We start from the raw sequence: 19,829 nt of genomic DNA on the forward strand, positions 1-19,829 counted from the left end.
ATGAAAAACTGGTGGAATCAGATGAAATTCTCCTGGCACCGTTCTTTAGGTCTATTGTGGCTTTTGATTATAGCCCACCAGTGGGTCTCTTATACGGAGCCTATCTGGTTAAGACAGACAACTGCTGTTGTGTGGGCTGCATTAATAACGATCACTGTTATTGAAATCATAATTCCTGTTAAAGTTCAAATAAGGCTCTTTATTGAAGCGGCAGCTATTATTTATATCGTTTATCGTATACTTATCAATTATGGTATATACGTCGCTGATCCTTGGGCAACAACCCTCCCGGACAGACTGCAGGATATTGCAGTTCATATGGTGCCCTATATCTGGTTTGCTCTCGGGGCCTCAGCCCTGCTGCTGTTGTCGTCTTGGTGGGCATCTTCAAAAAGACGTATTTTATGGTTTATAGGAATGAACATAGTGGCTTTTGCTGCCTTGGATTCCTTTACATCTATCGTTTTGTGGCAGGAAGTAGCCTGGACGGTATTTGCGGGGATGGGCTGGCTGGTCAGCCATCATCTGAGAAGCTTCCAGCTACATTATCCGCGTGGTTGGGTGCATCTGCTGAAATATCCCACGAAAATTGTCATTAATATTGCCATCGTCTTCTCTTTGGTCATCCTAATTGGAGTGAATATGCCTGGGGTAAGGCCTACCCTAACCGATCCTTATACCGCTTGGCAAGAATGGAATGGGATTGGGAAGTCTTCTGGGAAGGGCACAGTTGGGACCACGAAATCTGAGATGGGTTCTGTCTCCCCTACTAACAATACTTCGTCAGGTTACAGTCTGAATGATGATCAACTAGGCGGCGGCTTTACCTTCGATTATACACCGGTGATGACAGTGGTTTCTGATTTGCGTATTTATATGCGGGGAGAAACGCGCAGATTATATTCCGGAAGAGGCTGGGTCGATAGAGATCGGTTAAATCGGGGACCTCTAGAAGCGGTGGATGTAGGTGAATCTTTAGAGAGCAGTGTGGGTTCTAAAGTGAATACACGAACACTGAAACAAACAGTAACCGTGCTTAATAATAATGAATTTCCTGTGCTGTTTGGCACTTATTCAGTATCTTCGGTGGATTCTTTAAATGGGGAAAAAGCTGGAAATGGACTCTCCTGGAGAAGCCGGGACAGCGAGCTGATCTGGGATGTGGATGGGAAGAAACTCGCTTATCCGTCTACCTTTGAGGTGACGTCTGAGGTTCCTGTAATTCCTGTTCAAGAATTGACAACAAAGACGTATGAGGAGCTATATAAAGGGAACGATTTGGAGAAAATGTTTCTTCAACTGCCTAACGATTTTCCTAAAAGAGTCAGGGAGCTGGCTGAGGAAATCACGGCTGAAGGAAAAACGCCGTATGAAAAAACAGCGCTTTTGCAACAATACTTACAACAAACCTTTCCATATACCAATAATCCAGATATATCACGTGTCACAAGCAACGATTTTGTAGAAGGGTTTTTGTTTGAGTTAAAGGAAGGTTACTGTGATTATTATTCTACGGCACTGGTTACTATGGCGCGCTCTCTGAACATCCCTGCACGATGGGTTAAGGGGTACGCACCTGGGGAACAGCCAGAAATCCCAATGAATCCGGCACAACAGCAATCAGGCACAGTGAATAATAACTATACAATTACCAATGCGGATTCCCACTCTTGGGCTGAGGTTTACTTTGGTGATTATGGTTGGATTCCAGTTGAAGCTACACCTGGATTTAATATTCCGCTTTTAACTCAGAATGAGCAAACCCCTGAGGTCGAGTCAGAAGATCAAGAAGAACAGGCAGAACCTACACCAGCGCCTGTGAGTAACGCACAAGAAGATCAAGGGTTTCATGTAGGTCTTTGGGTTGTTGTGGCAGCTGTAGTGGTGTTGCTGTCCTGGACGATTTTTATAATTTGGCATAGACGCTTTAAGCTTCGCTTCTTCATGCAGCAGCTGCGCAATGGCCGGCCTTTAACGCCAGATCAGAAAGTAGTGGCGGAAACTGAGCGTTGGGTAAGGTATTTGCACCGCAAGGGAATGCTAAAAGAAGAGCACGAAACTTTGCGTGAAGCCGTAGATCGCTGGAGTGGAGAACGTCCGGCAGTGGCTGATCATCTATCCTCACTACTAGCAATGTTCGAAAAGGCGAAATATAGCCCTGAGGTTATTGAAGACAAAGACTGGCAGAGCGTGTATACTGAAACTTTGTGGGTGCGGAGAAAAATGAGATCCAAGAAATAACACTTTGCGTGAAAGCATAGATACAGATTTATTTGCGATGCGCAAGGAGTATGTTATAGTTTTTTGTATGAAATCGAGGTGAACGTATTGTTTGAAATGTTAGTTCCCAAACTCCGGGTGAATACGGTATTCGATATTGCTCTGGACGAGCTGTATAGACAGGGATATCGCGGAATCATCACGGATCTGGATAACACACTGGTCGGTGCCAAAGCGCCTGTGGCTACTCCGGAGCTGTTGTTATGGTTCGAAAAGGTGAAGGAACTGGGCTTTAAGCTCATCATCGTATCTAACAATAACATGGAACGGGTGTCACGCTTTGCAACACCGCTTAATATTGAATTTGTGCACCAGGCTCGTAAACCGAGTAATGCTCCTTTTCTCAAAGCGATGAAGCAGATGGAGCTGCCACCTGAACAAACGATTGTGGTGGGAGATCAAATGCTTACAGATGTATACGGCGGCAATCGCCTTGGCCTGTATACTGTTTTGGTATTGCCAATCTCCGTCAAGGATGAGGGGTTCGGCACAAGGTTTAATCGCCGGGTAGAGCGGGTTGCTCTGACACGGCTTCGCAAAAAAGGATTGTGGCACGAGGAGGAAAAATAGTAATGAACGAACAAAGCGAAACACAGCGTCCTGAGAAGTGCAGCGGTTGCGGCATCAAGCTTCAGACGGAGCATAAGGATCAACCAGGATACCTTCCGGAGGTTGCACTTGAACGGGACCCGGTGATTTGCCAACGCTGTTTCCGGATTAAAAATTATAATGAGGCTTCATCTGTTTCGGTGAATCAGGATGAATTTCTTCGCCTGCTGAGTGGAGTAGGAGAGAAGAATGCGCTTGTTATTCATATTGTCGATATCTTCGATTTTGAAGGCAGTCTGATTTCCGGCCTGCAGCGCTTTGTTGGCAATAACCCTGTTATTCTTGCAGTGAATAAATGTGACTTGCTGCCGAAAGTTACAAACTGGAACAAGTTGCGTAACTGGATGCAGCAGCGCTGTAAAGAGGAAGGCTTGCGGACGGCTGAAATCGTACTTTGCAGTGCGAAACGCAATCAAGGTTTTGACCGTTTGCTGGAAGCCGTAACGGAGTTGCGCGGCCAACGTGACGTATATGTCGTGGGTGCTACCAATGTGGGCAAATCCACACTTATTAATCGTCTGATTTCGGACTATAGCGATTTGGAGCAGGAGTTAACGACTTCACGTTACCCTGGCACAACACTCGATACGGTCAAAATTCCATTGGATGATGGCCACTACATTATAGATACTCCAGGGATTGTGTATCCTTGGCGTTATAGTGAATTAGTAGAGCGTCAGGATCTGGATGCAGTTATGCCTGCCAATCCTTTGAAGCCAACAGTCTATCAGTTGAACGAAGGACAGACTCTTTTCTTCGGTGGACTGGGACGTTTTGATTTCGTACAAGGCCCGCATCAATCCTTCACTTGCTTTATTAGTGGTACTTTAAAAATCCATCGCACGAAGCTGGAACGCGCAGATTCCCTCTATCAGGATCATCGCGGTGAAATGCTGTCTCCACCGGGAAGTGACCGGATGGACAAGCTGCCACCTTGGCAGCGGCATGAGTTCCGGATTAATCGGGGCAGTCGAACCGATCTGTACATTTCGGGTCTGGGCTGGATTAAGGTTAATGGAACTGAAGGTGCAGTTGTGGCCATTCACGTTCCGCGTGGGGTGAAGGTGCTTACCCGCCCTTCGATGATTTAACGAGGGAGGATAATCTATTGTCTACAACAGCAGTCGAAGGCTACAATAGCGGTAATATTCTACTCGGTGTAATGGGAGATCCTATTATACAATCCAAATCTCCAATTATGCATGAAGCAGCGCTGCGAGCGCTGGGAATTCCGGGTGCTTATGTACCGCTTCATATCCACCCGGAGAAGCTGGGCGATGCGGTGCAAGCGATCCGTACGCTTGGTTTCCGTGGAGTGAATGTGACGATTCCGCATAAGGTTGCGGTGATGGAGTATTTGGATGTATTAGATGAGAGTGCAGTAGCCGTTGGTGCAGTCAATACGATTGTTAATGATAACGGAGTGCTCACCGGATATAATACGGATGGAATCGGTTATGTGCGTTCGCTCAAAGCGGAAGCTATTTCTGATTTGTCTGGTGCGAAGATTATGGTTATCGGGGCCGGTGGAGCAGCAAGAGGAATTGTTGCCGCACTACTTCAAGAGAAACCTTCTTCGATCATTATTGCTAATCGCAGCGCTGAGAAGGCAGAGGACTTGGCGACACAGTGCCGGAGCAAAGGGAATGTCATCGGGATTAGCATGAACGAAGTAGCAGAAATGCTAAGTGGTGTAGACGTGCTGATCAATACTACCTCCGTAGGTATGTATCCTCATATGGATGAGACACCGATAGATCCTGGACTGCTTCGTGAAGGAATGGTCGTAAGCGATCTGATTTATAATCCGCTGCGCACGCGGCTATTGTTGGAAGGACTCGAACGGGGCTGCATGATTCATGGAGGCCTTGGTATGTTTGTCTATCAGGGAGCTTATGCTCTGGAGTATTGGACAGGGCAGCCTGCTCCTACGGAAATCATGCGGCAGACCATTCTGGATTGTTTGGGTGGAAATGAGTAAGAAATGGATTCATTAAGTTAGGGTAATAATAGGTAATAATATATGTTAATTAAGGAGTTATTCATTTATGTTAACTGGTAAACAAACACGGTATCTTCGTTCATTGGCGCACCATCTCGATCCTATTTTTCAAGTGGGCAAAGGTGGAGTAAACGATCACCTCGTACGCCATATTGAAGAAGCTATTGAGAAGCGCGAGCTTATGAAGATTAGTATACTGAGCAATAATATTGAGAATCCCAAGGAAATCGGTGCTGCTCTGGCTGAACAATCGGGTTCTGAGCTTGTGCAAGTGATCGGTAAGACTGTCGTTCTATACAAAGAATCACGTGATAACAAAACCATTGAGCTGCCGCGTTAATAGCTGTAAGTATACCTTACCGAGGAGGTCGTCCTCTTGAAAGTTGGAATTATGGGAGGTACCTTTGATCCTCTTCATATCGGTCATATGATGGCAGCGGAAGCCGCAAGAGATACTTATGGTCTGCAAGAGGTATGGTTTATGCCTTCACATATCCCGCCTCATAAACATGAGGCAGGTGTATCTGGAGAAGACCGGCTAGCAATGGTGCAGGAAGCGGTGAAGAATCACGAAGCTTTTTGCACATTAGATTGGGAAGTTGTCAGAGGTGGCGTCTCCTATACCTATGAGACCATAAGACGTCTGCAAGAGGAGTATCCGCATTTCGATCTTTATTTCATCATTGGAGCGGATATGGTCCAGTATTTGCCGAAATGGAACGAGATTGAAGAACTGGTGCAGCGGCTTACATTTATTGGTGTGGGTCGTCCGGGAACACCTCTTGATCTAGATGCATTGCCAGACTTTATAGCAAAAAAGGTATTGCTTGCAGATATGCCACTGGTTGATATTTCGTCAACGATGTTAAGAGAACGGGCGGCAGCAGGTAAATCTATTCGTTATATGGTTCCAGAGGCAGTGTTCGATTATGTTCAAAGGAGTGGATTGTATGGCATACGGCCGCGAAGCGCTGATTGAGGCGGTCTCCACACAGATGCCTGATAAGCGCTGGAAGCATACACTCGGCGTGATGGAGACATCTATTCAACTGGCGAAGCAATATGGTGCTGACCCTGAACGTGCAGAGACAGCAGCGATTCTGCATGATGTGGCCAAGTATTGGCCGGTTGAGCGAATGAAGGAGATCATTGAACAAAATCATTTGAATTTGGATCTTCTGGTGTATGACAAGCAGATGTGGCATTCGGAAGTAGGCGCCTTTGTAGCTGAGAAAGACTATGGGATTACGGATCCTGATATTATCAATGCGATTCGTTTCCATACCTCAGGCCGTGAAGACATGAGTTTACTTGAAAAAATCGTCTGCCTAGCTGACTACATCGAGCCTGGGCGTGATTTTCCCGGGGTTGATAAGATACGCGAGAAGGCACAAGTAAGTTTGGAAGAAGGATTAGTCGCTGGGTTCGATTCTACGATTAGTTTGTTACTGGAGAAACGCCGGGTGATTTTCCCCTTAACGGTACTGGCGCGTAATGATTTAGTTAGAATATTGGAGGATAAAATATGAGTGTACAACCAAGCAAGCTGTTAGAACTGGCCCTTAAGGCTGTTGAAGATAAAAAAGCAATGAACGTCGTGGCACTAGATCTACGTAATGTTTCACCAATCAGTGATTACTTTATCGTATGTCACGGTAACTCGGATATTCAGGTACAGGCGATCGCTACCGAAGTCCGTAAAGTAGTTCATGAAGCAGGCGGAGTCATCAAAGGGATTGAAGGCATGGATTCAGCACGCTGGGTGCTGATGGATCTTGGCGATGTTATCGTTCATATATTCCACCGCGATGAGCGTGAATATTACAATATCGAGCGTCTGTGGTCCGATGCCAAGGTTGTGGAGACTGTATGAGCCTGATTGCAGGAACTACGGTTACACTTCATGTAGAGCGGGAAGTTTCCCCATACGGATTCTTTTTAAATGCTGGAGACCAAGATGTTATGCTGCATTATACGGAGCTGACAGAGAAGGTAAAAGCCGGTGATAAAGTTGAAGTTTTCATTTTCTTTGATACCGAGGACCGTCTTGCGGCAACGATGAAAAAACCATTTCTGACGCTGGGCGAGATGGCGTTATTGGAAGTGGCTGATATTCATCCGCGTCTGGGCTGCTTTTTGGAAATGGGCCTTGGACGCCAGCTGCTGCTGCCTATTCGTGAGCTTCCAGAACTTCCAGAGCTGCGTCCGCAGGTTGGAGACTATGTGTTTGCGATCATGGAGCATGATAAACAAGGGCGTCTGCGTGCCAAGCTGGCCGGAGAACAGGAGCTTGCTCCACTAGCTCTGCCTGCACCTGAATCTTGGATGGGACAGACTGTAACAGCCCGAGTGTATAAGCCGCTGCAAATGGGTACTTTTGTACTTGTGGATGCGGGTGTTCTAGGCTTTGGGATTATCGGTATGGTCCATTCATCTGAGCGGAGCCGTCTGCTGCGTCTTGGTGAGCAGTTTGAAGCACGTGTCTCTCATATCCGTGAGGATGGACGTGTTAACCTTTCTATGGGTCTCCGTAAAGAAGTGGGGATGGATGTAGATTCTGCCGCACTTTTGGAGTTCTTAAATGCTCGTCCAGGTGGAGCGATGCCTTATTCGGATGCTACGCCGCCAGATATTATCAAACAACGGTTCGGAATCAGTAAATCCGCCTTCAAGCGTGCACTTGGGAAGCTGATGAAGGAAGGCCATATTACTCAAAAAGAGAATTGGACTTATCTTGTTGCTAAGGATAATGAAGAAGGAACAACCGAAGGACAAGAAGAAACGACGGATTAAGCTTACGATTCAATAGACGTAATTTATAAAATGTTGTTATAGAAAGCGGTGTAATTGTGTCTTCCTATGGGAAATTTGCTTATGTATACGATGAGCTTATGGCAGATATGCCGTATCCAGATTGGATATCCTTTGCTGAAGCCGCATGGAGTAAATACGGCAAGCCGTTAACTGTAGCCGAGCTTGGCTGTGGTACAGGGAGTATTACAATTCCTTTGGCGGGTTCAGGATATCATATGACCGGAATCGATTTATCTTCTGACATGCTCTCAGTGGCACAGCGCAAAATGGAGGAGCATCCCCAGGGACGGCGCTTTTTGCGTGAAGGCAGTGTTCGTTGGATTAGACAAAACATGAAGGAATGGGAGCTTCCGGAGCTGGTGGATTCTGTGATTTCCTTTTGTGATTGTCTGAATTATGTGTTGGAAGAGGATGACATCAGCGCTGTTTTTGCCAGTACCTATGCAGGGTTAAAGCAAGGCGGAACCTTTCTGTTCGATGTGCATCATCCAAACACACTAATTCGTTATGAAGAAGAACAGCCCTTTATTCTGGACGAGCCATCTGTGTCTTATATTTGGACTTGTGAGATGGATGTTCCACGCCGCGAAATTGAACATCATCTGTCCATTTTTGCCCGTGAAGACGGACACAGCGATCGCTATCGCCGATTCGAAGAGACCCATATTCAGCGTGCCTACGATCCTAACTGGATGAAGGAAGAGCTGCTTAAGGCTGGGTTTAGTGATGTGAAGATCTATGCCGATTTCGAGTGGGTAGAGGCAGAAGATGATGCTGAACGATTATTTTATGTAGCTATAAAATAAATATTCAAAATGCTAAGAGGGGCTGTCCCATAAGCTATGAAAATAGCTGCTGGGACAGCCCCTTTTTTGACCTTAGCTGATTGCTGGGGGAAGCGAGTGGAATGCTGCTGTTGGAAGCACCTAGGTTGACGCTGCCGGAAACAAGTGTGTTTCCGCTATCGAATGCTCATGCATTACCGCTGGCGTGAGCGTGTGGGTTCTCGCTCTCGAAAGCTCATATATTGCCGCTTTGCGGAAGCGTGTAGGTTCTCGCTCTCGAATGCTCATGCATCGCCCTTTACGGATGCGTGTAGGTTTTCACTATCCAACAACATGCATGCACAACTACCATCAGATATACGTATTAGTAGTAGCTATCGGACCCAGCGGACCTTATACGCAGTATTTTCCAATATTTTGGGTGCTATCGGACTCCAGTGCAGCTATTGGCTTGAAAAACGTCCAATATTGGTCATTTTCCAAGGGGTAGCGTCACTGGAGTCCGAAAACATGCTCCAAGGGCTAAAAATATGCAAATAACGTCATCTGGGTCCGTGAGCCACGTGAGATACGTAAGCCACGTGAGATACACGTGAGATGATGGAGATAAGGTTGGAGCAACCAGCCAGCGACCCAAACATAAACAGCGATACTCCGATATCAGGAGAATCGCTGTTATTATGACTTCATTCGTTGGAGCAGCTTGTAATTGCGCCAACATAATAAATACAAAATAAACCGGGCAGTGTTCATACCACCCGGCATCTTCCAATCCTTACCGATGCTCAAACAGATCAATGGCACCCAATACGACATGAGCCAGACCAAATCCAAGTACGCCTGTTGCTGCCATCTTATACTTGCTTCCAAGAAAAGCGGCGCTAGAAGCGGTTACGACGGTTCCAAGAACAGCGGGAATTAGACCTTCACGCATTCGAAACACTCCTTCTCGGTGGTTTGGGAGACAAAGTTATTATGGTTCAATATCGAAAAAATATACGAAGCTCAAAAAGACCCCTAAATCAGCGTTAGCTGAATTTAGGGTCTTTTTATTTAAATCAGGGTTGGTTACTCTGCTATTATAACAGCGTTACGAGGGAGGCCCTCTCCAACTTCATGTACATCATACAACACACGTGCCAGTAGGTCCTGGCTATAATTGCCGAAATGTTTTCCGTAAATCGTGAGTCCACGTTTGTTTGTAGGCTTGTCGGTTACTGCGATACGGAATGTGAGTTCACTTTTGTAATCCAATTGGATATCATCAAGGGTCACATCAGAAATCCGACAGCCATCAATGAAGCTGCCTTCATTATTGATACGGATCAGCTTCAGCATGCCGTATTGGTTTAGGTGCGGAGGCCACCAATCGGGGTTAAACGTTCCCCGGGTATCTCCGAAATCGCCAGGGCTAGTCCAGAATCCGATTTCAATTCCATTTAAATAGAAATAAAGGTCGGACGGATAGTTATCGTTAGACCCAGGAGCTTCAGAGCCGATCTCCATCGAGAACTGAATTTCGCGGAACGTTTGGTTGGCTTTAAGGTAGTTTGGAATTCTATATTCGAGGAACCCTTCAGCCATCCAAATAATTTCGGATTCAATTCGCTGCGGATCTGCAAAATAACGCGGCTCGTCGAAATCCCCGATGATGCTATCTTTGGTAGCCAGTCCACAAGTTGGAACAGCCTGATAGTTGCTGTAATGACCTACTTGAATTTCTACTTCGTAAAGATTATCAACATCCTTGCTGCGAAGGTCAACAATAAGCTTGTCCTTATTTAAATAGCAGACCTTTTGAATACCGTGTTTGCCCACTGATGTGTTTATCTCAATGAGACCGCTTTCTTCTAACTTTTTAATATGCATGGTAATGGCGCCGTTGCTGAGGTTCAGTTTTTTGGCAATTTCATTCAGGTTCAAGGCTTGATTGGTGGCAAGGAGCTCTAAAATGAGGATTCTGATTTCTGAGCTTAGTGCCTTGAAAATTTCTAATCCACTCATTAAATCTTTAATATAGATCATTTTATCAATACCTTCTTCCGATTACGTCATAAATTATACTATTTTATAAAATTATAAACTAATAAGGCATATAAATAAAGTATACTTCCTTATTTTGTAGAATGGTCAAATATAAGAGGGATTTTTGGCATGATTTTCTTTTAATTTAGTAAAATTTAAACAAACAAAGGATTAAACTAAAGAAAAAGACGATTATTTCGCCATAATTCATTTATTTCGAGTTTAATTTCATATAAATATGAAAAGGTTTATAGAAATATATTTACAAGGCTTTTTATATATGTTATTTTATATTGTAAGCGAATACATATTTTTTCATTTTAAATTTAATATTTATTGCTGCTCAATCTGTTGCTATTTCTGAGGTGATAATTTAATGGTAAAAAAAACAACAGATCTTGTCTTTCCAAGTTCCCCAGGGAACATGCCAATGTATGATCTATCAGTGATTGATATTGAGTCTTTATGGACGCTTCACAACACACATGATCCAGGCATTATTAAAACAGATGAGGGTTACTATGTTTTTTCTACCGACATAAGAGTCGGAGGAGAATTACGACCAGGCGTAATGGTTCGAAAATCACAGGATCTTATCCATTGGGAATGGGTTCATTATGCGCTGCCGGGAATTCCCCGAGTTGCGAAGGAATGGGCAGGGGCTACTAATTTATGGGCACCAGATGTGGTGAAATACGGTGATCAGTATCGAATGTATTACTCGGCCTCATCTTTTGGAAGTAGACAATCGCTAATCGGACTTCAAACTTCATCTTCTATTGAGGGACCTTGGACCGATGAAGGTGTGGTGATTCAGACGCGTGCTGAAGATTCACTGAATGCGATTGATGCAAATGTGCTTACGGATGCAGATGGACGGATGTGGATGGTGTATGGTTCTTTTTTTGGTGGAATTCATATCATTGAGCTGAATGCGGAAACGGGCAAACCGAAGCAAGAAGGTTTTGGTACGCTGATCGCTAAACGGGATAACACCATTAAAGATGGAGCAGTTGAAGGACCGTACATAGTGTATAACGAGCAATTCAAAAAATACTATTTGTTCGTCTCCTATGACTCCCTGTTTGAGGATTATAACGTTCGTGTCGCTCGTGCAGATACTATTACCGGCCCATATGTGGATTATAACGGACGAGATATGAGTGATAGTGCGCATCAACCACGATATGAGGTCGGCAATAAAATACTGGGTGGCTATCGCTTTGGACAAGATCCAGGTTGGATTGCTCCCGGCCATAACTCAGTTCTTCATGAGGATGGCAGCTATTATATAGTTCATCATGCACGTGGTGAAATCGATAAACATTGGTCCTATCTACAGATTCGTCGAATTCTGTGGACAGAGGATGGCTGGCCTGTTGTATCTCCAGAACGGTATGCGGGTGAAGTGGAACAGGATATTCCAGAACAGCTAATCGCAGGACAGTGGGAATGGATTGTAATGGACCCCTCAGTGGATGGCCAGATTCAGTCTGCCCTCATAAGTCTATCCTCTGACTTTAAGCTGGAAGGTGCGAATGGAAAAGGAAGCTGGTCTTTTGATGGACGCAGAGTCCTGACCTTGGTCTGGAATGACGTTATCGAGGGTAAAGGCCGGATAGAGAAGGTGCAATTGCTTCCGTCATGGGATTGGGAGAAAGAAACTCAGACCCTTGTATTTACTGGATTAAATGAAAATGGAATTTCCATCTGGGGTAAGCAAAAGAATGGAGAAGAGAATAGATGACTACTATCAAGCTACATGCAGGTAAAGGAATTAATATGATTAGCAAGTATCTATATGGTCATTTTGCCGAGCATTTGGGCAGATGTATCTATGATGGGATCTATGTGGGGGAAGATTCGCCGATTCCGAACACCAAGGGCTTTCGCAACGACATCCTAGCAGCACTCAAAAAAGTTAATATTCCTGTCCTTCGTTGGCCGGGGGGCTGTTTTGCCGATGAGTATCATTGGAAGGATGGCGTCGGTCCAAAAGAAACCCGTAAGCGGATGGTGAATACGCACTGGGGCGGTGTCGTCGAGAATAATCATTTTGGGACTCATGAATTTTTTGAATTATGTGAGTTGCTGGATTGTGAACCATATATCTGCGGGAATGTTGGCAGTGGCACTGTTCAGGAGATGTCGGAGTGGGTTGAATATATGACCTTTGAAGGCGAATCACCGATGGCGGATTGGCGTCGTGAAAATGGGCGTGAAGAGCCGTGGAAGTTGAAGTATTTTGGTGTAGGTAATGAGAACTGGGGCTGCGGCGGCAATATGCGTCCAGAATATTATGCGGATTTGTACAGACGTTACCAGACATATGTGCGTAATTATGGTGAAAATCAGATCTATAGAATCGCTGGTGGCGCCAACGTTGATGATTATAATTGGACAGAAGTGCTAATGCGCGAAGCTGGACGGTTTATGGATGGTCTCAGTCTTCATTCGTATACGATTCCTGGAAGCTGGGAAGAGAAACGTTACGCTTTAGGTTTTGACGAAGCCGAATGGTTTGAGACTATGCAAAAAACCTTGCATATGGATGAACTGATTACCAAACATTCAGCGGTAATGGATAAATATGATCCGGATAAGCGGGTTGGAATGATTATAGATGAGTGGGGAACCTGGTTCTTAAATGAACCTGGTACGAATCCAGGGTTCCTGTATCAGCAGAATACACTTAGGGATGCATTGGTAGCAGGGGTAACGCTGAATATTTTCCAAAAGCATAGCAGTCGTGTGCAAATGGCGAATTTGGCTCAAGTGGTCAATGTACTGCAGGCTCTTATCCTGACGGAGGGCGACAAGATGATTCTAACGCCTACCTATCATGTATTTGAAATGTACAAAGAGCATCAGGATAATGAACTGCTTGAAGTAACTGTTGAGAGCCCTGATTATACGTTTGGGGATCTAACAATTCCACAGATTAGCGTTTCTGCTTCTCGCGATACGAATGGCAAAGTATATGTTTCTCTCTGTAACTTGAGCCATAATGACAGCGCATCGCTAAGTATTGGTATTGAAGAGGTTACCTTTAGCAAAGTGACAGGTCAGATCTTAACGCATTCCGTGCTGGGTGCGCACAATACGTTTGAGGCACCGGATACAGTTACTCCAGTAGCTTTTGAGGGTGCATCTTTATCGGGTGAAAAGCTGAGCTGCGAGCTTCCACCTGCTTCTGTAGTAGTCTTGACTCTGGAATAATATCATGTCAGAGAATCAAGAAAAAAACCGTCGCTGCAAAAGCTGTGATGAGAACATGAGAATAAGCCCAGAAAAACTGGAGCGTTTAATAGAAATAGCCACTAGAGAAAGACCCTTAGCGCCGGAGGAGCAATATTTGCAGCGTATTGAACATTGCCGAGATTGCTCTGGCCTGCAATTTGGTAGCACTTGCCGTTATTGTGGCTGCCTCGTAGAGGTGAGAACAAGATTACAGGACTCTACTTGCCCTTATCCCTCGGCACCTCGCTGGGAGTGAATACTAAGTTTTTGAAAAGGACGTGAAAATCATCACACAAAATTTGTTAGCTGCTACGCCCCCGATGGGCTGGAATAGTTGGGATTGTTACGGAGCCAGTGTAAATGAAGAAGAAGTAAGAGGCAACGCAGAATATATGGCTACCCATTTGAAGGACTTTGGTTGGGAATATGTAGTTGTGGATATTCAGTGGTATGAGCCTGGAGCGAATTCTTCGCAGTACCGCAACTTTGTACCGCTGGTAATGGATGAGTACTCCAGACTTCAACCTGCTGAGAACCGGTTTCCTTCCGCAGCGGGAGGCAAAGGGTTCGCGCCACTCGCTGAATATGTGCATGGATTGGGTTTGAAATTCGGCATACACATTATGCGCGGAATCCCGCGTCAGGCTGCTCATGCGGCCAGTGCCATACTAGGATCTGAGCAAACCGCACGCGATGTGGCTCACCCAAATTCTATTTGTCCATGGAATACGGACATGTATGGAGTAGATGCTTCAAAAGAAGGCAGTCAGGCGTATTATGACTCGCTGTTCCAGTTGTATGCCAGTTGGGGCGTGGATTATGTGAAAGTGGATGATATTGCCGCTTCTCGCATTTATGGATACCACAAAGAAGAAGTTGCTATGATCCGTAAGGCTATTGACCGCAGTGGTCGCGAGATGGTGCTCAGTCTTTCGCCTGGACCTGCTCCAGTGGAAGAGGCTGAACACTTAGCCGGACACGCTAACCTTTGGAGAATGACCGATGATTACTGGGATCATTGGCATCTGCTGCGCGGGATGTTTGAGCGCTGTGAGAAATGGGCTCCTTATGTTCAGCCGGGCCATTGGCCGGATTGTGACATGCTGCCGTTAGGTCATCTGGGCATTCGTTCTGTAGATGGCGGGGGAGACCGGTTCACGCGGTTTACTCATGACGAGCAGGTCACCATGATGACACTTTGGAGTATTTTCCGCTCCCCGTTAATGTTTGGAGGAGAACTTCGGGACAATGATGATTGGACATTATCTTTATTGACCAATAAGGAAGTGCTTCATCTGCATCGTTATGGTAAAGGCGGCAGACAGGTAGCGCTAAATGAGGAGCATGCGATCTGGACATCTGAGGATGAACAAGGAAACCATTATGTAGCTTTGTTTAATCTTAGCGATGAAACATTAACGCTTAAGGTATCATTCGAGCAGCTTAATGTTTCAATTCCTAATACTATACGTGATCTATGGCAGAGCCGCGATTTGGAAGTAGTTAACGAAGGTATTTCTCAAACTCTTCCACAGCATGGTTCTGTATTGTTAAAGTTTAAATAGAGGAGAGAGATTATGAATACGAGTGTAGAATATAAAAATCCATTGGTGGAGCAACGTGCTGATCCATGGGTATATAAACATACAGATGGTTATTACTACTTTATTGCTTCTGTTCCAGAATACGACCGGATCGAAGTGCGGAGAGCAACAACAATCGAGGGATTGGCTGCTGCAGAACCGGCTGTAGCTTGGCGTAAATATGAGACGGGTCCGCTTAGTGCAAACATTTGGGCACCAGAGCTCCATTATATTGACGGGAAATGGTACATTTATTTCGCAGCGGCGCGTACTACGGAGACGAAGGATGGATTATTCGATCACCGTATGTTTGCTCTTGAGAATGAATCTGCCAATCCTTTAGAAGGAACATGGGTAGAAAAAGGCCAGGTGAAAACCGCTTGGGAATCCTTCGCTTTGGATGCAACCACCTTCCAGCACAAAGGAAAATTGTATTATGTATGGGCACAGAAGGACCTGAATATTGAGGGGAATTCTAATCTGTATATTTCTGAAATGAGTAATCCATGGACGCTAACGGGTGCTCAGACGATGATTGCTACTCCTGAATATGACTGGGAAATTATTGGGTACAAGGTAAACGAAGGAGCTGCAGTGCTTAAACGTAACGGCCGTATCTTTATCAGCTTCTCGGCTAGCGCTACGGATTTCAATTACTGCATGGGACTTTTGGTTGCGGATGAAGACAGCGATCTGCTGGACGCCGCTTCATGGACCAAACTGCCGGAACCGGTATTCCAGACCCACGAAGAGAATGGACAATATGGTCCAGGTCATAACAGTTTTACTGTAAATGAAAATGGGGAAGATGTACTCATCTACCACTGCCGCAATTATAAAGAAATTACTGGCGATCCGTTGTATGATCCGAACCGTCATACTCGTGCTCAAGTCTTCCATTGGAATGAAGATGGTACGCCGAATTTTGGGGTTCCCGTTAAGGATGCTGCTAAACAATAATTCGTTGAGTATATAAAAAAGAGGGTTACTCATAAGCCATGTAGATGGCTGCTGAGTAACCCTCTTTCTTATGTTGCACCTTAAGGTATATATTGTTGAACGATCGAAGTAATTACGCCGTCCTGAATAGTGATGTGATACGGGAACTGGCTCAAGTCGATGACATCCGTATTATTAAATTGATCCATAAATTGCTGTAAGGTGATGGACTCATTCCAGTTGATATCCAAGTCTTCCATGTTGCCAGTGTGATCAAAAATTTGCAACGTCACTGTGGCGTTATCCGCTATCGGATAAGTTGTTAGAGTATCAACATCATTTACAATATAATAACTGTCTGGAGCTCCGCCGATTTCTGCTGCAGCTTCTGGATCTCTTTCAGCAAAGATTCGATCGGCATCAGCACCCTGATACCAGTTTATTTCATCGGTCGTACCGGAGAGCTTGCCATGGTCGGATTCAATAGTATGAAAGTAAACTGTTTGATGCTGGGTCTTGTCACTATCTTGCGCATCTACCCGTGTTCCAACGGTACTTGCAGAAGTAATGAGGGAAAGAAACAACAGAACAACAACCGGTAACACATACGCTGACTTTTTCTTAAACATTATTAATCTCCCCCTTGAGATATGTAAGACGTTGTATAAAACTTATTACCCGCTCCGTTTTTTCTTAAACGGGTTATATATTACTCTTTACGTGAAATGAGCAGTTTTTGTTGCATTTTTTTAAAAGTTTTTTTAAAAAGCAATGAGAAGTCACGAGTTCCCTAAAATGAATAGTAAAAGCTTATCTCCTCGGGCATATTAAAATATCAAAACATGCAGATTAGGGGGAGCAGCGAATGGGCGGAATACTACGGATTTATAGGAACGATTGGCGTAACTTATTCAGAGTTCCTGTGGCCGTATTGCTGGTTGCCGCTTTGGTGGTATTGCCCTCCGTGTATGATTGGGTGAACGTTGCGTCAGTATGGGATCCTTATAGCAATACTTCTGGCATTAAAATTGCTGTTACCAGCTTAGATGAAGGTACTAAGGTGCAGGAGAAGGATTTTAATATCGGCAATGAGGTCATGGAAAGTCTTCGGAGCAATAAAAACCTGGGCTGGACCTTTGTAGATGCAGAGACTGCACATAATGGTGTCAAACGCGGAGACTACTATGCCAGTATTGTTATCCCTGCTAATTTCTCCAAACGAATGACTGGAATTCTTGAAGGAACGATTGTGAAACCAGAGATCGAATATACCGTCAATGAGAAAATAAATGCGATTGCTCCTAAAATCACGGATAAGGGCGCCACTTCAATCACCACACAGATCAGTGAGAATTTCACGGAAACGATTAGTGAGACGGTATTTACTGTTTTAAGTCAAATCGATAAGGAATTTCAATCTGAATTGCCCATTATACGCAAGGTAGAAAAAGGATTGTTTAAATTAGAGGCGAGCCTGCCAGAAATTGAAACCGCAGGTAAACGTGTATTGAAAATTCAGGAAAATTGGCCGCAGATTCATGCTTCAGCAGAGCGTATTTCCACATTGGAGAATAAGCTGCCAGAGGTGGAAAAAGCGGGTGAGGCTTTAGAGAAAATTGCTGAGCATTGGCCGCAAATCGCGAGTGCCTTAGATCATTTAGGAGGGCTACAGGACAAGCTGCCCAAGATTGAAGAAGCGGCACAGCTAATCGTTCAACTTGATAACCATTATGGTGAAGTTGAACAGATCATGGCTCAGGCCTCGCAAGGTCTTAAGGAAGCGCATAAAATCGTTAATGCTGCCTTAACAGCACTGCCTGAGGCAGAAAAGATTGCCACTGCCGGAAATGATTTTGTTCTGGAACTTCAACAATTTTTGGAGAAGAGCAGTGCTGCATTTGAAGCTGTTCCAGCAGCTATCAAACAGAATCTTAATCTCCTACAGCAAACGGAGAACTCGGTGGTCAAACTTGCTGAACAGTTAAAGGGAGAGGATAACGAGCCGCAAGCTGTACGTGAGCAGCTGGAGGTACTCTCAGCACAGTTGGCTGCAGGAAGCAGCGTGATTGAACACACACTTTCTATGTTAAATGCATTGAACACATTTTCACCTGAAACAGTGTCTATTGCTGATCTTGCAGCATTGAAAGGTGTAGACAGTGTTTTGAACAGTCAGAAGTCCTTGGTAAATGCTATGGCGGCTGACGTTCAGAATAAGGATAACGCTGATTCCAGTGCAATTAACCAATTGTTCCTAAAGTCTGGTCTTGGGAAGCTGGCGATTGCGAAGCTTATCTCAGGGTATGATTCGTCGACAATCCCTGCCATAAAAAATACACTGGAGCAAATAACTTCGGCGGCAGATGTCACAGCCACCGCATTGCAGCAGGTGCCAGATCGCTTACCCGCGCTGGGTACCCTGCTGGAAGAGACAGTGTCGGCGATTGAGTTTGGGCAGACAAGCTTAGCTAGTCTGCAGCAGGATTTGCCAGCTATACGCGAAGCGGTCCACACAGCAGCCAGTGGGGTTGCCGATCAGACCCAGGGCTTTGGTGCCTTCATCCGAGATACACTTCCGCTATTGGAGAGTAGCTTGCCTACTGCAGGGGAAAAGATACAGCAAGCTGCGAACTTCGTGCGTCAGGATCTGCCTACTGTAGAAGAGCGGGTTCATCAGGTCTCGGAGTTGATTCGTACAGGACTCCCCCGTGCGGATAAAGGAGTGGCGCTTGCTGCAGATTTGGTGAGAAATGATCTTCCAGTACTGGAAGACTCGATTCGAAAAGCCGCTTCCACGATCCGCCAAATTAAAGAGGAGATTGATCTGGGGGAGATTGCACAACTGCTCGGAGGAGATATTAAGAGCAAAAGTGATTTTTTGGCCAATCCGGTAGTGTTAAAAGAGAATAAGTTATATCCCATTCCGAATTATGGCTCGGCAATGACTCCTTTTTATGTCGTACTTTCCTTATGGGTCGGAGGCACACTGCTTGTCTCCCTTCTCCGCACAGGTGTGGATACGGGTGGGCTAACGTACAAAAGATATCAATTGTATTTTGGCCGCCTGCTGACCTTCCTTACGGTGGGAATTCTTCAGGGGCTGGTGGCTGTCCTTGGCAACATTTTTATTCTGCACTGTTATGTGGTGAATAAGGTGTGGTTTGTACTTTTTGGAGTCTTAATCAGCATCGTGTTCGTAACCATTGTATTTACGCTTGTCGCTGTATTTGGCAACCTGGGAAAAGGAATAGCGATCGTGTTCATGGTGCTTCAATTCTCTAGCTCCGGCGGTACATTTCCGATTAGTACGACAGGGCGTTTTTTTCAAATATTAAATCCGTATATGCCGTTTACCTATGCAATTAGTCTGATGCGGGAGGCGGTTGGGGGAATTCTGCCAGAAGTGGCGATTCGTGATGTGATCTATCTGATTATCTTCGGTGTGCTGGCACTCTTGCTGGCATTACTCCTCAAGAAACCACTGGAGCCTTTTATCCATAAGGCTTCTGAACAAGCCGAAGAGTCTAAATTGATTTCTTAAAGAAAAAGAGG

19 protein-coding genes are annotated in these 19,829 nt (G+C 45.1%); 16 read left to right on the forward strand and 3 right to left on the reverse strand.

All coding sequences use genetic code 11. The annotated features are described in order from the left end of the window. From NYE35_RS07755 to NYE35_RS07800, 10 genes are all read left to right on the forward strand, one after another. Positions 1-2,241 (forward strand): transglutaminase domain-containing protein, encoded by a 2,241-nt coding sequence (locus NYE35_RS07755; protein WP_341120589.1) that lies wholly within the window; start codon positions 1-3, stop codon positions 2,239-2,241. A gap of 87 nt (positions 2,242-2,328) precedes the next feature. After that, positions 2,329-2,850 carry a YqeG family HAD IIIA-type phosphatase gene (locus NYE35_RS07760; protein ID WP_076213420.1) on the forward strand — a complete coding sequence of 174 codons (522 nt, stop codon included), beginning with the start codon at positions 2,329-2,331 and terminating at the stop codon, positions 2,848-2,850. A 2-nt stretch (positions 2,851-2,852) separates the two neighbouring features. Next, on the forward strand, positions 2,853-3,980 hold the full coding sequence (gene yqeH / locus NYE35_RS07765; RefSeq protein WP_076104718.1) for a ribosome biogenesis GTPase YqeH: 1,128 nt from the start codon (positions 2,853-2,855) through the stop codon (positions 3,978-3,980). Between the two features lie 17 nt (positions 3,981-3,997). Continuing rightward, positions 3,998-4,870, forward strand: a complete 873-nt coding sequence (gene aroE, locus NYE35_RS07770) for a shikimate dehydrogenase (protein WP_076297819.1) — start codon at positions 3,998-4,000, stop codon at positions 4,868-4,870. Between the two features lie 67 nt (positions 4,871-4,937). Then, complete coding sequence (gene yhbY / locus NYE35_RS07775; protein ID WP_036675703.1) at positions 4,938-5,231, forward strand: ribosome assembly RNA-binding protein YhbY; 294 nt, start codon at positions 4,938-4,940, stop codon at positions 5,229-5,231. 36 nt (positions 5,232-5,267) lie between these two features. Beyond that, positions 5,268-5,870 (forward strand): nicotinate-nucleotide adenylyltransferase, encoded by a 603-nt coding sequence (locus tag NYE35_RS07780; RefSeq protein WP_036675702.1) that lies wholly within the window; start codon positions 5,268-5,270, stop codon positions 5,868-5,870. Continuing rightward, on the forward strand, positions 5,842-6,420 hold the full coding sequence (yqeK, locus tag NYE35_RS07785) for a bis(5'-nucleosyl)-tetraphosphatase (symmetrical) YqeK (protein WP_076144513.1): 579 nt from the start codon (positions 5,842-5,844) through the stop codon (positions 6,418-6,420). Before NYE35_RS07780 ends, yqeK begins: the two co-directional genes overlap by 29 nt. Then, positions 6,417-6,764, forward strand: coding sequence for a ribosome silencing factor (gene rsfS / locus NYE35_RS07790; RefSeq protein WP_036675699.1), 348 nt, complete (start codon positions 6,417-6,419; stop codon positions 6,762-6,764). The genes yqeK and rsfS overlap by 4 nt, the downstream gene beginning before the upstream one ends. Next, positions 6,761-7,684, forward strand: a complete 924-nt coding sequence (locus NYE35_RS07795) for a CvfB family protein (protein ID WP_036675697.1) — start codon at positions 6,761-6,763, stop codon at positions 7,682-7,684. The genes rsfS and NYE35_RS07795 overlap by 4 nt, the downstream gene beginning before the upstream one ends. 56 nt (positions 7,685-7,740) lie before the next feature. Next, positions 7,741-8,511, forward strand: coding sequence for a class I SAM-dependent DNA methyltransferase (locus NYE35_RS07800; RefSeq protein WP_038569469.1), 771 nt, complete (start codon positions 7,741-7,743; stop codon positions 8,509-8,511). Between the two features lie 754 nt (positions 8,512-9,265). On the opposite strand, the gene NYE35_RS07805 is transcribed toward NYE35_RS07800, so the two are convergent. Next, positions 9,266-9,424 (reverse strand): hypothetical protein, encoded by a 159-nt coding sequence (locus NYE35_RS07805; RefSeq protein WP_036675694.1) that lies wholly within the window; start codon positions 9,422-9,424, stop codon positions 9,266-9,268. 134 nt (positions 9,425-9,558) lie between these two features. Beyond that, entirely contained in the window at positions 9,559-10,515 is a 957-nt protein-coding gene (locus tag NYE35_RS07810; protein WP_036675692.1) for an ArsR/SmtB family transcription factor, read from the reverse strand. A 376-nt stretch (positions 10,516-10,891) separates the two neighbouring features. Between NYE35_RS07810 and NYE35_RS07815 the strand changes: the two genes are divergently transcribed. From NYE35_RS07815 to NYE35_RS07835, 5 genes are read left to right on the forward strand one after another with little or no spacing between them, the layout of a single operon-like run. Beyond that, positions 10,892-12,262, forward strand: coding sequence for an arabinan endo-1,5-alpha-L-arabinosidase (locus tag NYE35_RS07815; protein WP_094903237.1), 1,371 nt, complete (start codon positions 10,892-10,894; stop codon positions 12,260-12,262). Beyond that, the gene (locus NYE35_RS07820; RefSeq protein ID WP_094903235.1) at positions 12,259-13,734 is read left to right on the forward strand and encodes an alpha-N-arabinofuranosidase; all 1,476 of its coding nucleotides are present in this window, start codon (positions 12,259-12,261) and stop codon (positions 13,732-13,734) included. The genes NYE35_RS07815 and NYE35_RS07820 overlap by 4 nt, the downstream gene beginning before the upstream one ends. A 4-nt stretch (positions 13,735-13,738) precedes the next feature. After that, complete coding sequence (locus NYE35_RS07825; RefSeq protein ID WP_076106144.1) at positions 13,739-14,011, forward strand: DUF6171 family protein; 273 nt, start codon at positions 13,739-13,741, stop codon at positions 14,009-14,011. A 31-nt stretch (positions 14,012-14,042) separates the two neighbouring features. Next, positions 14,043-15,320 (forward strand): glycoside hydrolase family 27 protein, encoded by a 1,278-nt coding sequence (locus NYE35_RS07830; RefSeq protein ID WP_341122434.1) that lies wholly within the window; start codon positions 14,043-14,045, stop codon positions 15,318-15,320. A 12-nt stretch (positions 15,321-15,332) separates the two neighbouring features. Further along, positions 15,333-16,298 (forward strand): glycoside hydrolase family 43 protein, encoded by a 966-nt coding sequence (locus NYE35_RS07835; RefSeq protein ID WP_341120592.1) that lies wholly within the window; start codon positions 15,333-15,335, stop codon positions 16,296-16,298. A gap of 80 nt (positions 16,299-16,378) precedes the next feature. Here the strand turns inward: NYE35_RS07835 and NYE35_RS07840 are convergent, their stop codons facing one another. Next, positions 16,379-16,906, reverse strand: coding sequence for a hypothetical protein (locus NYE35_RS07840; protein WP_036675687.1), 528 nt, complete (start codon positions 16,904-16,906; stop codon positions 16,379-16,381). A gap of 236 nt (positions 16,907-17,142) precedes the next feature. Between NYE35_RS07840 and NYE35_RS07845 the strand changes: the two genes are divergently transcribed. Beyond that, positions 17,143-19,818: a YhgE/Pip domain-containing protein gene (locus tag NYE35_RS07845; RefSeq protein ID WP_341120594.1), complete on the forward strand. Its 2,676-nt coding sequence runs from the start codon at positions 17,143-17,145 to the stop codon at positions 19,816-19,818. Positions 19,819-19,829 lie beyond the last annotated feature (11 nt).

Source organism: Paenibacillus sp. FSL L8-0494, from assembly GCF_038003695.1.
Classification (GTDB): domain Bacteria; phylum Bacillota; class Bacilli; order Paenibacillales; family Paenibacillaceae; genus Paenibacillus_AQ; species Paenibacillus_AQ odorifer.

What these genes read in the sequence shown, in the direction of transcription:
- NYE35_RS07810 (WP_036675692.1), bottom strand. Translation starts at nt 10,515, where the DNA reads ATGATCTATATTAAAGATTTAATGAGTGGATTAGAAATTTTCAAGGCA.
- NYE35_RS07825 (WP_076106144.1), top strand. Translation starts at nt 13,739, where the DNA reads ATGTCAGAGAATCAAGAAAAAAACCGTCGCTGCAAAAGCTGTGATGAG.
- NYE35_RS07755 (WP_341120589.1), top strand. Translation starts at nt 1, where the DNA reads ATGAAAAACTGGTGGAATCAGATGAAATTCTCCTGGCACCGTTCTTTA.
- rsfS (WP_036675699.1), top strand. Translation starts at nt 6,417, where the DNA reads ATGAGTGTACAACCAAGCAAGCTGTTAGAACTGGCCCTTAAGGCTGTT.
- yqeH (WP_076104718.1), top strand. Translation starts at nt 2,853, where the DNA reads ATGAACGAACAAAGCGAAACACAGCGTCCTGAGAAGTGCAGCGGTTGC.
- NYE35_RS07820 (WP_094903235.1), top strand. Translation starts at nt 12,259, where the DNA reads ATGACTACTATCAAGCTACATGCAGGTAAAGGAATTAATATGATTAGC.
- yqeK (WP_076144513.1), top strand. Translation starts at nt 5,842, where the DNA reads ATGGCATACGGCCGCGAAGCGCTGATTGAGGCGGTCTCCACACAGATG.
- NYE35_RS07845 (WP_341120594.1), top strand. Translation starts at nt 17,143, where the DNA reads ATGGGCGGAATACTACGGATTTATAGGAACGATTGGCGTAACTTATTC.
- NYE35_RS07835 (WP_341120592.1), top strand. Translation starts at nt 15,333, where the DNA reads ATGAATACGAGTGTAGAATATAAAAATCCATTGGTGGAGCAACGTGCT.
- yhbY (WP_036675703.1), top strand. Translation starts at nt 4,938, where the DNA reads ATGTTAACTGGTAAACAAACACGGTATCTTCGTTCATTGGCGCACCAT.
- NYE35_RS07840 (WP_036675687.1), bottom strand. Translation starts at nt 16,906, where the DNA reads ATGTTTAAGAAAAAGTCAGCGTATGTGTTACCGGTTGTTGTTCTGTTG.
- NYE35_RS07815 (WP_094903237.1), top strand. Translation starts at nt 10,892, where the DNA reads ATGGTAAAAAAAACAACAGATCTTGTCTTTCCAAGTTCCCCAGGGAAC.
- NYE35_RS07805 (WP_036675694.1), bottom strand. Translation starts at nt 9,424, where the DNA reads ATGCGTGAAGGTCTAATTCCCGCTGTTCTTGGAACCGTCGTAACCGCT.
- NYE35_RS07795 (WP_036675697.1), top strand. Translation starts at nt 6,761, where the DNA reads ATGAGCCTGATTGCAGGAACTACGGTTACACTTCATGTAGAGCGGGAA.